A 15380-nucleotide genomic window follows, 5' to 3' on the forward strand; every position below is an offset into this window, starting at 1 on the left:
GACAGGCGCATCGAGCACCACGATCTCCGTCGGTTCCTCAGCGAGAGGTATGGAGGCGTCCTCTAGCACAGTGACCACCGGTTCGGGCTCAACCGCCAGGTCTTCCAGCACGGCTTCGACGTCCACCGGCAAGACGACCGGCGCTGTAGCTGCGGTGGCGGCGACCTTTTCAAGCAGGTTTTCGCTCGACTGGAAGACCGGCTCAACGGGAACGGGCTTGAGCTTTTCATCCTCAGTGCGCTCACCCCGCAGCCAGGCCAGCATGCCAAGACCGATCTCGCGCTCGCCGCGAATGACCGTGTCGGCGCCGAGACCGCGCAGATGCGCTTCCTCATCTTCGGAATAGGCACGGGTGACGATGCGGATGCCCGGATTGTATTTCCTGCCAGACTCGCAAACCGTGCCAGCCTCAAAACCGTTGGAAATGGCGATCAGCAGTGTCTTGGCCGCCTCAAGATTGGCGAGCTTGAGCACATCGGCGCTTGCCGCGTTGCCAAACACAACTTCAATGCCCAATGCGCGCGCAGCAGCGACGTCATGGTCGGAGTCCTCGATGACCACGAGGGGTGATCCTGCCGCCACAAGGCCCTCGGCGACAACGCGTCCGACCTGACCATAGCCAACGATGATCGTGTGATTGGTTTGCCGCGATGGCTCGGGCGTATCGTCATCGGCACCCGGCGCACCGCGATCCACCGCAGGCTCGCTCGGTGCATCGGTGGTGATCGGTCCGACGGCGGCTTCGACGCGGTCTGTCGGCTCGATACGCACATCCGAGCCCGGCTCGACCCTGCCTGCCTTGCGGCGCGCGGCGCCGGCCTCGAGCCGTGGCTTCATCAGATCAACGCCCCAAAACACAATCGGATTGAGCACAATGGAAATCAACGCGCCCGCAAGTATCAAGTCCTGCCCTTCCTGGGGCAGGATGGCCAAGGCGACGCCCATGCTGGCCAGGATGAAGGAGAATTCGCCGATCTGCGCCAATGACGCGGAAATTGTCAGTGCGGTGGCCACCGGTCGCTTGAACAACAGCACAATGCCGAACGCTGCCGCGGACTTGCCGATGACGATGATGAACACCGTGGCCAGCACGGGCAGCGGATTGGTGACGATGATCATCGGATCAAACAGCATGCCAACCGACACAAAGAACAGCACCGAGAAGGCGTCACGCAGCGGCAGGGTTTCCTGCGCGGCCCGATGGCTGAGTTCGCTCTCACTCAGGATCATGCCCGCAAAGAACGCACCAAGCGCCAGCGAGACGCCAAACAGCACCGCAGAGCCCAGTGCCACGCCGAGCGCGATGGCAAGAACGGCGAGCCGGAACAGCTCACGACTGCCGGTATGGGCGGTACCGTGCAGCGCCCAGGGAATAACGCGACGCCCCACGATCAGCATGAAGCCGACAAAGGCCGCGACCTTGACGACGGTGAGCGCCAGCACGCCCCAGATTCCAACCGAGCCACCGACAATGCGCTCGACGAAGGACACGAACGGGTCATGCACGCCGCTGTCGATACCGTTGAGGCTTGCAATGGCCGGGATCAACACCAGCGCCAGCACCATGGCCAGGTCTTCAACGATGAGCCATCCCACCGCGATACGGCCGCGTTCAGTCTCAATCAGCCTCCGGTCCTGCAGCGCCTTGAGCAGCACCACGGTCGAGGCCACAGACAGCGCCAGACCAAACAAGAGCCCCGCACCAACACCCCAGCCCAACAGCATGGCAAGGCCCAGCCCGAGCAGAGTCGCAAAGGCGATCTGCACCAGCGCCCCAGGAATAGCGAGCGCCCGAACGCTCATCAAATCCTTGAGGGAGAAATGCAGACCCACGCCGAACATCAGCAGAATGACGCCGAGTTCTGCCAACTCAGCGCCAAGCGCCTGATCGGCAACGAAACCGGGGGTATGGGGGCCGACGAGAATGCCAGCAAAAAGGTAGCCGACCAGAGGGGGCAGTCGGAAGCGGTTGGCAATCATGCCAAAAATGTACGCAAGGACGAGACCCGCGACGATCGTGGTGATCAGGGGCGTGTCATGGTGCATGCGATACCTCCGCAGCTATGTGCGACCAACAAAACAAGGAAACCTCACTTGCAAGATGGGCGATGAACCCATTCTGAACAAGCGGGTTGCCCGCAAAACGCGAGCAACGGATCGGTGCGGCTGCACGGCATTTCACCATGTCATGCGCACGATCAGTTTGTCTTTGTTGTGGCCACGCAGGGACATCCGCGCGCAGCGGCCCCGCTAGGAAACCACCGTGATCTTTTCGGCGGCACGGGTAATGCCGGTATAGAGCCAGCGCGCGCGTTCCTCGCGGAACACGAAGCTTTCGTCGAACAGATAGACATTATCCCACTGACTGCCCTGCGCCTTGTGGACGGTGAGGCAATAGCCAAAGGTGAACTCGTCAAACTGGCGGCGCTCCGGCCAGCTCATCGCATCCTCTTCGCCTGAGAAGAACGCCTTGTGCGTCAGAACCTTGGCCTCGCCCTTGCCTTCATCCGCGCCCAAAAGAAGCGACCACTTGCCATTGGTGCGGCGCGTCGCTTCGGTGACGATCCAGATCTGCCCATTGAGCAACTTCTTGCGCGGATTGTTGCGCAGGCACACCATCCGGTCGCCCAGCACCGGCTCGTGAAACGGTAGGCCCTTGAGCTCGCGCAGGCGGTCGTTATAGGTCAGGCGGGTCTTGTTGCGACCAACCAGCACCTGATCGGCTTCCAGCACCGCATTGCGATCAACCTGCTCGCGCCCGACGACGATGGAATCTCCATAGGTGCCGCGTTCGAGGAACCCACCCTCGCGCACCTGCATCGATAGATGAATGATGGGGTTATCCGCCGCCTGGCGGTGAATCTCGGTCAACATAATGTCGGGTTCGACAGAAGTGAAATAGCCCGCGCCCTGCACTGGCGGCAGCTGGAACGGATCGCCCAGCACCAAAACCTTGACGCCAAAGCTGAGCAGGTCTGCACCCAGTTGTTCATCGACCATCGAGACTTCGTCGATGACGATGAGGTCAGCGTCTGCCGCCGGGGATTCTGGATCGAGCACGAAGCGGGGCTCGCCGTCCTTTTCGCTGACCAGGCTGTAGATCAGCGAATGGATGGTCTGGGCACCCTTGCAACCGCGCTTGCGCATGACCAGCGCGGCCTTGCCGGTGAAAGCCGCGTATTTGACGTTGCGCACGTCCTGCGCCAGATGCACGGCAAGCGTCGACTTGCCGGTGCCGGCCCAGCCGAACAGGCGAAACACCTGCGGCCCATCGCGATCCTTGAGCCATCTGGATACGGACATCAGCGCCGCATCCTGCTGGGGCGACCATTCAACCATCAGATAATCTTCGTCCTGACCGTGCCCACGCCTTCGATGCTGCCTTCGAGCACATCGCCCTGCACCACGGCACTAACACCAGCGGGCGTTCCCGTCATGATGATATCGCCGGCCTTCAGCGTTACAAAACCGCTGAGATAGGCAATGGATTCAGCAACGCTCCAGATCTGCTCGGCGAGATCGCCAGTCTGTCGCACCGCACCATTGACCGAAAAGCTGATCGCGCCCTTGGTCGGGTGACCAATGACGCTGGCGGGCTCGATGGTGCCAATCGGAGCGGAATAATCGAACGCCTTGGCCATTTCCCAGGGCCGGCCGGCCTTTTTGGCAGAAGCCTGAATGTCGCGGCGCGTCATATCGAGCCCGGCGGCATAGCCATAGACATGATCCAGTGCATCCTCGACCGAGATATCAGCGCCGTCTTTGCCAATGGCAACAACCAGCTCGATTTCGTGCTGCAGGTCCTGCGTCTGCGGCGGGTAGGGCAAAGGTGCACCGCCCACGACCACAGCATCGGCGGGCTTGGCAAAAAAGAACGGCGGATCGCGCTCGTCATTGCCCATCTCACGGATGTGCTCGGCATAGTTGCGGCCGACGCAATAGACGCGGCGCACCGCGAACAACCCACCCCGCGCGATTGGAATGGAAACCGGCGCATGCGGCTCGAAGAGGAAGTCAGCCACGGTTCAATTCCTCTGCATAGGGTTCGATCAGGTTTCGATCGACAGGGCCTAACCGGTCCTGCGCCGTAAACGTCTGATGCCAATAAGGATAGAGCAGCGGTGGACGGCTGACCGCGTCAAGTCGCGCGCGCTCTTCCGCCGTCAGCTTCAACTCGGCTGCCGCCAGATTGTCTTTGAACTGGGCATCATTGCGGCCACCGATGATCACCGAGGTTACACCCGGCCGCCCCAGCGACCATGCCAGCGCAACCTGTGCACCCGACACGCCGCGGTCATCAGCAATATCCACGATCACATCGACGATGTCGTAGAGCTTCTCCCAGTCATAAACCGGCGGCTCGCGGAAGCCGCCGACATGGCGCCCGCTGTCAGGGCCACCGTTGCGACGGTATTTGCCCGAGAGCAAACCACCGGCCAGCGGCGACCAGATGAGGACGCCAAGGCCTTGATCCCCAGTGATCGGGATCAGTTCATATTCGGCTTCGCGCGAATGCAGCGTGTAGTGGATCTGCTGGCTGATGAAGCGCTGGCCGTGGTTTTTGTCGGCGGCCTGCAGCGCCTTCATGATATGCCAGCCCGAATAATTTGAGCAGCCGATATAGCGGACTTTGCCCTGCTTGATCAGGGTATCGAGCGCTTCCATCGTCTCCTCGATGGGCGTCATGCCGTCCCATTCGTGGACCTGATAGAGATCAATAACGTCTGTTTTCAAGCGCTTAAGGCTGGCTTCGGCCTGGGCAATAATATGGTGACGGCTGAGGCCGATCTCGTTGGGCCCATCGCCCATCTTGAAGCGGACCTTGGTGGCTACGAGTGCTTTCTGGCGGCGACCATTCTCGGCCAGCGCCACGCCAATCATTTCCTCGGAGACCCCGGCATTGTAGACATTGGCCGTGTCGAGCAGATTGATCCCTGCATCGAGGCACAGGTCGATCTGGCGCGTCGCATCGTCTTGCGCCGTCGCCCCAACCTTTTCCGAGCCGCCAAAGGTCATGGTGCCCATGGTCAATGTCGACACCTTCAAGCCTGAGCGGCCGAGATAGCGGTATTCCATGCCATTCCTCCTTTGTTCCGCCTGTAGGGCTAATGGGCATTCAGAGTCGGGTCAATCGCTGTCGGTGGCCGTGACGCCATGCCCAAAGGCTGCTAAATGGTGGTAACACCTTGAAAGTACCTGCATTGCGGCCTCAGTCAGCTCTTCTGCCCGTCTCCCTCATTACGCTCGGCATGGTCTTTACCCAGATCGGCGCCTCGTTTGCCAAGGGTCTGTTTCCACTTGTGGGGGCCGCTGGCGCCACCACATTGCGCCTCACACTTGCGGCCATCGTGTTAGTCACAGTGTTTCGCCCATGGCGCCAAACGGTGACTATTTTGCAGTGGCGGGCTGTTTTGCTCTACGGCATCGCCATGGGCGCGATGAACATGTTCTTTTATGCCGCCCTCGAGACCATTCCGCTGGGCGTGGCCGTGGCGCTGGAGTTCACCGGCCCGCTGGCAGTTGCCCTGGCCGGATCACGCAAGCCGCTCGACTTCGTCTGGATTTTGTTCGCCGTGGGTGGCCTTGCCATGCTCCTGCCACTCGGTCAGGCCGCAGGCGGGCTCGACCCCATCGGCGTCGTGCTGGCGCTGTGTGCCGGCGCGTGCTGGGCAGGCTACATTGTGTTCGGCCAGCGGGCGGGTACGGGCGGAGGCGCTCATATCGCAGCTTTGGGCGTGGCGCTGGCAGCAATCATCGCCATGCCGTTCGGCATTGCCAGCGCGGGCAGCAAACTGCTCGATCCGACGATCCTGCCAATTGCGCTTGGCGTGGCGCTGCTTTCCAGCGCCATTCCCTATGCGCTCGACATGGTCTCACTGCCCCATATCCCGGCGCGCACCTTCGGCATTCTGATGAGTGCACAGCCGGCTCTCGCCGCGCTCTCGGGACTGGTGATTCTGCATGAGACGCTGCACCCCTGGCAGATCGCCGGGATCGTCGCGATCATCTTTGCCTCGCTGGGCAGCACAGCCACCATCATGCGCAAAACCAACCCGCCTGTCGCATAGCGATTTCTGCGCAAACCCTCTTCACCAGCGGCAGGTTTGGGGCGTAGCCTCTCTCCGTCCGAGGAGGGAAAAGATGCTCTACGCCATCCTGTGTTACAATGATGAAAAGGCTGTCTCCACCTGGAGCAAGGAGGAAGACGACGCCTGCATGATGCGCCTGGCGCAGGTCGAAGACGGCATGGCGCAGAAAGGCAAACTCGGCCCTGTGGTCCGCCTGCAAAATACAACTGCCGCCACCACACTGCGCAAAACCAGCGGCGCGCCGCTGATCCTTGATGGCCCCTTTGCCGAAACCAAGGAACAGTTTCTCGGTTTCTTCGTCGCCGATTGCGACACTCTGGACGAGGCCATTGCCTTCGCCAAAGATCTGGCCGTCGCCAATCCCGGCGCGGGCGCCTATGAAATCCGCCCGCTCTCGATCTTCAAGCCGGGCACGATTGGTCTTTGAACCAAATCTCAGCGGGCCGTGTCTGAGCCGACCCACCCTGAACGTCGTGATTGCATAGACAACTAACCGAAGGGAACCAGCACCATGTCTGACACACCAGCCACCAGTGGGCTTACCCCCTATATCAATGTCGACGGCGCCGCCGAAGCGATGGACTTTTACATTCGTGCCTTTGGCGCTATTGAGCGCGGCCGCAATACGATGGGCGATGACAAGCGCATCATTCACGGCCATGTCGAGGTCAATGGCGCCCCGCTCTACCTGTCGGACTTCTTCCCCGATCACGGTTTTGCGGCGGTCGCGGCACAGGGCTATAATCTACATCTGCAGGTGGACGACGCCCAGCAATGGTGGGACCGCGCGGTTGCGGCCGGTTGCACCATCGTGCAGCCGCTCAAGCTCGAGTTCTGGGGCGACACCTATGGCCAGCTCAAGGATCCTTTTGGGGTGACCTGGGCGATTGGGCAGTCGAAAGCGCATTAACCCCACTCACCGGGTCACCCCGGCCTTGAGCCGGGGCCCATCTCGAGATCTCTCCGCTGCCGCTCTGGGGCCGACCAACTCAGGATGGATCCCGGCTCAAGGCCGGGATGACACCGCGTTTGGGGACGGCTTAGGGAACCAATGCACTGCCTAAACCGCCCCGCGCACCTCAAGTCGGCCATCCACAAAGGCGCCATCGACGCGATAGGTCTCGGCCAGGCGTTCGCGGCTGAGCACGTTTGCGATGGGGCCCTGCCCGACGATGCGACCATGATCGACCAGCAGCACCTCATCGCAATAGCGGGCGGCCAAACCCATGTCGTGGAACGAGGCGAGGATGGTCGCGCCGCGCTGGCGGACTAGGTCGAGCAGGCGATATTGGAAGTGCAGATCGAGATGGTTGTGCGGCTCGTCGAGCAGATAGAGATCGGGCGCCAGTGCCAGAATCTGCGCGAAGAACAGACGCTGCTGCTCACCGCCCGAGAGGTGGGTCGCGTCGTCGTCGGCACGATGGCTGAGGCCGACATCGTCCAGCGCCGCGCGGCTGCGGGTGTCGATTTCAGCGGGATCAAGCCGTCGCGGCAGGAGACCCAGCCGCACCACTTCGAGCAGGCTTAGGCCCGATAGGCTCACCGACTCCTGCACCAACGCACCAACGCGTGACGCATAGGCGCGGCGGGGAATTGTCGCGAGTTCTTGGCCAGAGAGCTTGATGCTGCCCGAGCTGGCTTTGTCTGCGCGATAAAGGATTTTGAGGAGGCTGGATTTGCCGGCGCCATTGGGCCCGAGCAGGCCATAGAAGCGCCCCGGCTGTAGCACAAAGCTGACATCATCCAGCAGGAGCGCCTGTCCCTTGCGCAGGGACACATTGGAGACGGCGAGAATGGGTTCAGACGCCACGGCGCACCCTCCGCAAGATCAGGACAAAGGGCGGCGCTGCCAAGAGTGCCAGCAGCACGCCAAGCGGCAATTCCTTGGGCGCCAGAACAATGCGGCACATCAGGTCCACAACCACCAAGACGATAGCCCCGAGCAGCGCCGACAATGGAATTAGACGCTTGTGCGCAGCACCGATCAACAGCCGCGCCATATGCGGCACGATGAGACCGACAAAACCAACAATGCCCGCTGCCGCCACCGACAAGCCGGTGAGCAGGGCCGCTGCCGAGAAGAACCCCATGCGCAGAACATTGACCGGAATGCCAAGCGCCGTTGCCCGTTCGTCGCCGAGTAGGATGGCGTCGAGCATAGGCGCAAAAGCATAAGCCACAACGATCAGGATCGGCACGGTGATGGCTAGCGGCCAGAGATCGACCCATTTGGTGCCTGCTGCCGACCCCATCAACCATTGTAGAGCCTGTTGCGTGACGTGCGGATCGGCGATGTGGAGGAAAAAGGCCGTGATCGACTGGAAGAACAGCGACACTGCAATGCCGGCGAGGATCAGCACCAACCGATCCAGCCCGCGACCCGGACTGAACGAGAGGCCCAGCGTAATGAGAAACGCGCTCATTGCCCCGGCAAACGCCAGCACAGGCAAGCTAACCGTCGCCACAAAGGCAGCGGGCAGCCAGACAATGGCGGCGGCGGCAGCGGCCGATGCACCCGAGGACAGGCCCAAAAGATAGGGGTCGGCCAGAGGATTGCGCAGCAGGGCTTGCATCAACACACCCGCCAGCGCGAGCCCCGCGCCCACAAGCGCCACCAGAATGACGCGCGGCAGGCGCCATTCCCAGATGATCAATTCAAGATGGCGTTCGGCATCGGGCAGGCGCAACAGCGCCTTGAGCCGCGCGTCCCATGCCAGGTCCGCCGTGCCCCAATAAACACCGGCCAAGCTGACCGCCACCAAGGTGACGACCGCCAGCGTAAACAGCGTTGCTGTCCTGCCCTTTGCCTTTTCCATGCTTACTTCAGCGCCGCCAGATCTGCGCCAAGCTGTTCGACGCCTTCAACAAAGCGCACGCCAAGCAGGGTTGCCGAGAAGGGGATGACCACGAAACGCTCATTCTTGACCGCGTCGAGCTCGGACAGGACCGGATCGGCCTTGAGAAATTCGATCTTTTCAGCGGATGAGGACCATGCTGCCTCGATCAGCACGATCACCTCTGGCTTTGCCGTGGCCACGGCTTCCCAGGCGAGATCGGCCCACCGTCCTTCGACACCATCCGAAATGTTCTTGAGGCCCACCGCCTCCATCAGCAGCGCCGGAGCGCCGCAGCAGCCAGCCGAGAAGGCGGTTTCCGTGCCCGAGTCAAACAGGAATGCGGTGCGGCCTGCGCCCGGATTGGCACCGGCGACGGCGTCGAGGCGGGTGTGGATGTCGTCGGCAATCACCTCGGCGCGGTCTTCAACGCTGAACAGGGCGCCGAGACGCTCCAGATCGGTGAACAGTGGCGCTGTGGTCAGCTTGACGGTCGGGGGATGCTGATCGCGGCATTCGGCTTTGACCAGATAGGTCGGGATACCCAGAGCATTCCACTCGGCCTGTGGGCCCGTGGCCTTTTCGCCGAACGCCGAAGCAAAACCGGCGAACAGCAGGTCTGGGTTTTCGGCCAGCACAACTTCACGCGCCGGATAACGATCCGAGATCACCTTGACGCCGTCATAGGCTGCCTGCCAGCGCTCTGGAATGGTGTCGTCCATATACGCCGTCCCAATCAGATTACCCTCGAGGCCAAGCGCCAGCATCAGCTCGGTGGCCTGCTGGTTGAGCGTGATGACACGCGTCGGGATCGCCTCAAAGGTCGAGACCGTGCCGCAGCTATCGATGCTGCGATCCACAGCGAGAGCGGGTGTTGCCAGAACGGCAAGGCTGGAGACGAGCAGCAGAGATTTCAGCGTCATGAGTGGACCTCGTGGATGATGAGTTGGGGAACGGGCGCGCCATTGGCGAGGCCCTGGGCAAATTGAGTGACGTCGTTACCAGTCTCGAGCCGGTACCAATGACCCGCCGGGTAGACGGCGACGATCGGCCCCTGATTGCAGGGATAAAGGCAGCCCGTCAGCGCGATGAGACAGTCGTCGTAGACACTGGCGGCTTTGAGCGCATCGACCAGCGCAGCCTTGACCGAACCGGCCTCGCGGAAGGTGCAGCGCGGGCCCGCGCACACCAGCACGTGGTGCTTGAACGGAGGCGGATCCTGCCAGCCGGGATTATCGAGCGCAGCCTTGCTGACATCCACCGCGCGGGCCTTGTCCGCATTGGCGATCGTCTGCTGGGCGACACTGGCGAGCACGGCCGTGTCGTCGACCTGATCGCCGGCCAGCCACAGGGTGACGCCGTCTTGATCGGCGAGCCAATGGGCCAGCGCGCCGGGCAACCAGGCGGCAAGGCTATCGGAAAAAGGCAAGCCCACCGGCTGCACCAGAATGGCGCGATAGCCATCGGCCACCAGCGCATCGAGCGCCGTGGTGGGGCCAATGCCCACCCCTTCCATCCGCGCTATTTTCGCCGGCAAAGCTGAGGCCGCAACAAGGCCGTCGCTCAAGGCGCGCAGGCGTCTGGCGCTCAGATAGGGCTGGGAAACGAGATAAAGGATGGCATCATGAGCCATGGTCGCCGCTCCAAAATGGAGACGGCAAAAAACGACAATGCGGCACGATAGACGTGCAAAGACCCATTTCTGCCCCCTGTCGGAACACCTCGTCCGACGTCATGGTTGTGAAACGGCAGGTCTCCTGGCTCGCGGCTCGATCGCTCCTCCCTCACCTTCCCGGTCCTTGGGACCAGTGGCTTATCGAAGGCGGAGCTCGCCGCTTACAGTTGCGAGGGCAGCCGCGGTTTTGGCCCCTGATGGGTAATCCTCACCGCGTTCCCTTTTAATCCGCCGTGGCTTGGCGGAACCGTTAGGCTTGTTTCATAGCGATGTGCGGCGCCGCGCTCAAGCGGCAATCGCGCGGCCCGGCATTGGGCCCATCGAGCGCGGGTAGTCCTGCAGGAGCCCATCACCTGTGGATATTTGCCGCAGAGCGGACGTCGATTGGGAAAATAAGCGGCAACGCCTCAATTCTGTTGAAAGCGCAATGACGAAGGCCCTGTTGCATGCAGTGGCAAAACCAACTGCCTCGTCGGATTGTCGTACAAGCGTAAAACCGAAGGGAGCCTCCGTAACGCCATCCAGAAATACAGGGGAAATAAATATAATACTAATGAACGACGCACGCCAACTTCAGTCAATTCTCAAAATTGACGCCAACGACCAACAATACTGCGAAAGATTAAATACAAATCAATTACAGTATTCGCCGCCAAGGCGGGTCGCACTTTCGTATCATACTAAGTAACTAGATCGCGATTGCCCGATTTAGTATGGAAGCAAGGATGATACCCTTGCGGCAGTGCGTCGCAGGCGCTTAAGCTGAGCGCAAAGGGCAAACCAGAGCTTGGGCAACTCCTCCCTTGGTATTCCCACGCTTGAAGTGCTTGAAGAGGATTAAGTCTTGATTTCAAAGTATGTTTTAGCGGCGGCCACATTCGCCGCGCTGGCATTTTCCGCACCGGTTTATGCTCAGCACTCCATGACCCCGGAACAAAAAGCCGCAGCAGCAGCCGCCAAGGCCGAAGCTGATGCCGCAGTGCCTGTCGAGGCATCCGAGCCTGTCAATTCCGCTGATATCGACACGTCCGAGCGCACCATCTGGGATGGCGTCTTCACCGCAACCCAGGCTGAAGCCGGCTCCACGCTCTACACCAAGAACTGCGCTGGTTGCCACGGCAAGACCGGTCGCGGCAGCCCAGGCGGCCCCGGCATTACCGGCGCGAACCTGAACAAGAAGTGGGAAGATATCTCCCTGTTCGACTTCTACACCTTCGCTCACACGCAGATGCCTCCCGGCAAGGCTGGCACCATCGGCAACGAGCAGGACTACGTGAACATCGTCGCCTATGTGCTCCAGCTGCACGGCGCCGAGCCAGGCACGTCCGAACTGGTCTACAATGAAGACCAGCTCTCCAACATCTATATCGTGCGGAAGCCTAAGTAAGGCCCCGCGCGACGTCGACGCATACTCAATTTCTGCAAAGAAAAAATCGCCCGACTGAATGGGCGATCCTTGGTAAGGGAAGAGACCATGAAGAAACGTACTTCAATCCTGCTCGCATCCGTTGCGATGCTGGGCATGGGTAGCACTGCCTTTGCACAGGTTGACATCAATGCACTGCCTGCAGTGACTGATGCCATCCTGGCAAATCCAGACGCTGGTGACTGGCCATCCTATGGCCGTGACATCACCAACTATCGCTTCAGCCCGCTCGATCAGGTCAATAAAGACAACGTCGGCCAGCTGACCCTGGCTTGGGCCCGCGCCCTTGAGCCCGGCAACCTGCAGTCCGCACCACTCGAGTTCGGTGGCGTGCTGTTCACCGCCGCTCCAGGCGACGTCGTGCAGGCCATGGACGCTGCGACCGGCCAGCTGATCTGGGAATACCGTCGTCAGTTGCCAGACCGCGCAACGCTCAACTCGCTCGGCGAGAACAAGCGCGGTATCGCTCTGTATGAAGACAAGATCTACGTCGCGACCTGGGACAACTTCATCGTTGCCCTCGACGCCAAGACCGGTCAGGTCGCTTGGGAAAGCGATCGTGGCGGCGGTGCCGACCTCATCTCCAACACCACCGGTCCAATCGTGGCCAATGGCGTTGTGGTTGCCGGTTCCACCTGCCAGTTCTCCGAGTTCGGTTGCTATGTAACCGGCCACGACGCTGCGACCGGTGAAGAACTCTGGCGCAACAACTTCATCCCCAAGAAGGGTGAAGAAGGCGACGACACCTGGGGTGACTCGACTGAAGACCAGCGCTGGATGACCGGCGCATGGGGTCAGATGACCTATGATCCAGAACTCGACCTGGTGTACTACGGCTCGACCGGTGCTGGCCCAGCTGCTGAATTCCAGCGCAACACCGTTGGCGGCACCCTGTTCGGTTCCAACACCCGCTTTGCTGTGAAGCCAAAGACCGGTGAAATCGTCTGGCGCCACCAGGTTCTGCCACGCGACAACTGGGATCAGGAATGCACCTATGAAATGGTGCCAGTGGATATCGACTCCGCTCCTGCTGCCGACATGGAAGGCCTGCTGGCCCTCGGCACCGCCGCTCCAGGCAAGAAGCGCGTCCTCACCGGCGTGCCTTGCAAGACCGGCGTGATGTGGCAGTTCGACGCCCAGACCGGCGAGTTCATCTATGCTCGTGACACCGTTCAGCAGACGCTGATCGAAAGCGTCGACAACACCGGCCTCGTGACCGTCAACGAAGCGGCCATCCCGACCGAAGTCGACGTCGCAACGCCAATGTGCCCGACCTACCTCGGTGGTCGTGACTGGTCGCCAACCGCGTTCAACCCAACCAGCAAGGTGATGTTCGTCCCACTGACCAACATGTGCGCCGACGTGACCGTGCTGGACCAGGAGCCAACCGGCCTCGACGTCTACAACACCGAACTCACCTACAAGATGCCAGAAGGCGTGACCGACGCTGGCCGTATCGACGCAATCAATGTCGAAACCGGCAAGACCCTGTGGAGCTGGACGCAGCAGACCCCACAGTACGCTTCGATCACCGCAACCGCAGGCGGCCTGATCTTCACCGGTGGTGCTGATCGTCGCTTCAAGGCAATCGACCAGGAAACCGGCGAGCTGGTTTGGTCCGTTACCCTTGGTTCGCGCGCTACCGGCCACCCAATCAGCTACGAAGTTGATGGTCGCCAGTACATCGCGATCCCAGCTGGTGGCCCAGGCTACGCAACCGACCTGATCACCGCTTCGGGCTCGACCGTTGACGTCGTCTCCGGCAGCAACATGCTCTACGTCTTCGCTCTGCCAGAGCAGAAGAAGTAATCAGGGTCTAACCCAGATCAACGGGGCCCGGCGGAGCAACAGCTTTGCCGGGCCTTTCTACATCTCGGTCCGGTACGCATAGCGGAGATTGCGTTGAACAAATTTTTGGTTTCCCTGGTCATGGGGCTCGTGCTGACCAGCACAGCCGTTCAGGCCCAACCCCTCATCGATGTGGTGCCACGCGACCTCTATAGCGACCAGCTTCGCCAGAACGGCAACAGCATCACCTTTTGCTACAACCCCGATGGGATGATGGCCGAGTTCGAGCAGGAACTGGCAGAGACCATCAGTTCGGTGCTGCTGGTGGAGCCTGTGCTGGTGGCAACGCCCAATGGCCGCATGCCAACCAATCCGCTCGATTATCGCCTGCCCTATCTGCCTGATGCCATTTTCATCCTGCTCGCCGAAGACTGCGACGTGATGATGGGCTATGTGCTGTCGCGCTCCGCCCCAAGCTGGGTGCTGATCACACGGCCATACCTGTCCACCGGCAATCTGCTGATCAGTCGCAATCCCGATCTCAAGAGCATCGAAGACCTGCCACTGGACCAGCGCATCGGTTCGCGCAGCCTGTCAGTCTCCGACAATCGCCTGCAGAGTTTCATCGCCGCCCGCCCCGCCGACAAACGCTGGAAGCGCGCGACACTCTATCACAACGAACGCATTCTTGAGCAGCTCAACAGCGGCGAGATCGGTGCTGCGGTGATCTGGGAGCCGGCACTGTACTTTGCCACCGATGGTGACCCTGCGGCTGCCGGCTACAATATCCTGCCGCTCCCCTTTGTGGACCGCCGCACCGATATCGGCATGGCCACGCGCTCGAACAACACCTATCTCAACTCGATCCTGGGTGAGGCCATTGGTGAATTGATCAGTGATGGTACGCTGGACGCCATGATCCAGCGCTACAATCTCGGGCCCACGAGCCTTCCGCAATGACCTTTGATCTGTCTCTGCAGCAAATCCTGCTGCGGATCGTCGCGCTGCTGGTGGTGGGTGCCGTGCATGGCCTGGTTCTGGCCGGGCTGGCGGCAGCCTTCGGAGACCGTGGACCGCGCTTTGACGGTCGCCTGACGGCCAATCCGTTTTCCCATGTCGATCCGCTCGGCATGGTCGTTGCAGTCGCATCGCTGGGCGGGTGGATCCGCCCGATCAACATCGATCCTGCCCAGATGCGCCGGGGCCGCCTGGGTCTGGTGATCGCAGTGCTGCTCAGCCTTGTCGCCGTCATCGTCGTCGGCCAGGCCGTGCAGCCGCTGCGGGCACTGACCGTAGCCACACTGCCACCGTCGGCATCGAACCTGATCAACATCTGGCTACAGCTGTTCGCCCAGATGAGCGTCGTCTTCGCGCTGATGAACCTGATCCCACTGCCCCCCTTTTCCGGCGGACACCTGCTGCAAGCCATCGCGCCCGCGATCTACGAGAAGGTCAATGCACGCGTCACCATCATCGCTGTGGTGATTGCGGCGCTCGCCCTGATCGACCGGGGCGTGATGGTGCGGGCGGTTCTGGGACCGCTGGTGCACGCCATCACCGGCTACTGA

The 15380-nt window shown here is 61.2% G+C and carries 14 protein-coding genes, 1 pseudogene and 1 riboswitch; of the genes and pseudogenes, 7 read left to right on the forward strand and 8 right to left on the reverse strand.

Features of this window, described 5'->3' with window-relative positions:
• Nucleotides 1-258: 258 nt before the first annotated feature.
• The 4 genes and pseudogenes from WH87_RS15135 to WH87_RS15150 all read right to left on the reverse strand — a co-directional run.
• Nucleotides 259-2046: pseudogene (locus tag WH87_RS15135) on the reverse strand (cation:proton antiporter domain-containing protein); the annotation flags it as partial.
• Nucleotides 2047-2250: 204 nt separating this feature from the next.
• Nucleotides 2251-3303: an ATP-dependent DNA helicase gene (locus WH87_RS15140; protein ID WP_245622431.1), complete on the reverse strand. Its 1053-nt coding sequence runs from the start codon at nt 3301-3303 to the stop codon at nt 2251-2253.
• A gap of 35 nt (nt 3304-3338) precedes the next feature.
• Nucleotides 3339-4022, reverse strand: coding sequence for a fumarylacetoacetate hydrolase family protein (locus tag WH87_RS15145; protein WP_046140743.1), 684 nt, complete (start codon nt 4020-4022; stop codon nt 3339-3341).
• Complete coding sequence (locus tag WH87_RS15150) at nt 4015-5076, reverse strand: aldo/keto reductase (protein WP_046140742.1); 1062 nt, start codon at nt 5074-5076, stop codon at nt 4015-4017. Before WH87_RS15150 ends, WH87_RS15145 begins: the two co-directional genes overlap by 8 nt.
• A gap of 110 nt (nt 5077-5186) precedes the next feature.
• Between WH87_RS15150 and WH87_RS15155 the strand changes: the two genes are divergently transcribed.
• The 3 genes from WH87_RS15155 to WH87_RS15165 all read left to right on the forward strand — a co-directional run bounded on the left by WH87_RS15155 (nt 5187) and on the right by WH87_RS15165 (nt 6999).
• Nucleotides 5187-6068: an EamA family transporter gene (locus tag WH87_RS15155; RefSeq protein WP_245622432.1), complete on the forward strand. Its 882-nt coding sequence runs from the start codon at nt 5187-5189 to the stop codon at nt 6066-6068.
• A 73-nt stretch (nt 6069-6141) separates the two neighbouring features.
• A complete protein-coding gene (locus tag WH87_RS15160) occupies nt 6142-6516 on the forward strand; it encodes a YciI family protein (RefSeq protein WP_046140740.1) in 375 nt (124 codons plus the stop codon).
• Nucleotides 6517-6600: 84 nt separating this feature from the next.
• The gene (locus WH87_RS15165; protein WP_046140739.1) at nt 6601-6999 is read left to right on the forward strand and encodes a VOC family protein; all 399 of its coding nucleotides are present in this window, start codon (nt 6601-6603) and stop codon (nt 6997-6999) included.
• A gap of 150 nt (nt 7000-7149) precedes the next feature.
• Here the strand turns inward: WH87_RS15165 and WH87_RS15170 are convergent, their stop codons facing one another.
• The 4 genes from WH87_RS15170 to WH87_RS15185 are packed head-to-tail and all read right to left on the reverse strand — an operon-like array spanning nt 7150 to nt 10556.
• Nucleotides 7150-7899, reverse strand: coding sequence for an ABC transporter ATP-binding protein (locus WH87_RS15170; RefSeq protein WP_046140738.1), 750 nt, complete (start codon nt 7897-7899; stop codon nt 7150-7152).
• Nucleotides 7889-8905 (reverse strand): FecCD family ABC transporter permease, encoded by a 1017-nt coding sequence (locus tag WH87_RS15175; protein WP_046140737.1) that lies wholly within the window; start codon nt 8903-8905, stop codon nt 7889-7891. Before WH87_RS15175 ends, WH87_RS15170 begins: the two co-directional genes overlap by 11 nt.
• 2 nt (nt 8906-8907) lie before the next feature.
• Nucleotides 8908-9846 carry an ABC transporter substrate-binding protein gene (locus WH87_RS15180; RefSeq protein WP_046140736.1) on the reverse strand — a complete coding sequence of 313 codons (939 nt, stop codon included), beginning with the start codon at nt 9844-9846 and terminating at the stop codon, nt 8908-8910.
• The gene (locus WH87_RS15185) at nt 9843-10556 is read right to left on the reverse strand and encodes a (2Fe-2S) ferredoxin domain-containing protein (RefSeq protein ID WP_046140735.1); all 714 of its coding nucleotides are present in this window, start codon (nt 10554-10556) and stop codon (nt 9843-9845) included. The genes WH87_RS15180 and WH87_RS15185 overlap by 4 nt, the downstream gene beginning before the upstream one ends.
• Nucleotides 10557-10653: 97 nt before the next feature.
• A riboswitch (cobalamin riboswitch) is annotated at nt 10654-10865 on the reverse strand.
• A 577-nt stretch (nt 10866-11442) separates the two neighbouring features.
• Here WH87_RS15185 and WH87_RS15190 point away from each other — a divergent pair.
• From WH87_RS15190 to WH87_RS15205, 4 genes are all read left to right on the forward strand, one after another.
• Complete coding sequence (locus WH87_RS15190) at nt 11443-11985, forward strand: c-type cytochrome (RefSeq protein ID WP_156458251.1); 543 nt, start codon at nt 11443-11445, stop codon at nt 11983-11985.
• Nucleotides 11986-12072: 87 nt separating this feature from the next.
• Nucleotides 12073-13833, forward strand: a complete 1761-nt coding sequence (locus tag WH87_RS15195; protein WP_046140734.1) for a pyrroloquinoline quinone-dependent dehydrogenase — start codon at nt 12073-12075, stop codon at nt 13831-13833.
• Nucleotides 13834-13926: 93 nt separating this feature from the next.
• Nucleotides 13927-14772, forward strand: a complete 846-nt coding sequence (locus WH87_RS15200) for a substrate-binding periplasmic protein (protein ID WP_046140733.1) — start codon at nt 13927-13929, stop codon at nt 14770-14772.
• Nucleotides 14769-15380 carry a site-2 protease family protein gene (locus WH87_RS15205; protein WP_046140732.1) on the forward strand — a complete coding sequence of 204 codons (612 nt, stop codon included), beginning with the start codon at nt 14769-14771 and terminating at the stop codon, nt 15378-15380. Before WH87_RS15200 ends, WH87_RS15205 begins: the two co-directional genes overlap by 4 nt.

It is taken from the genome of Devosia epidermidihirudinis, from assembly GCF_000971295.1.
GTDB classification, from domain to species: Bacteria; Pseudomonadota; Alphaproteobacteria; order Rhizobiales; family Devosiaceae; genus Devosia; species Devosia epidermidihirudinis.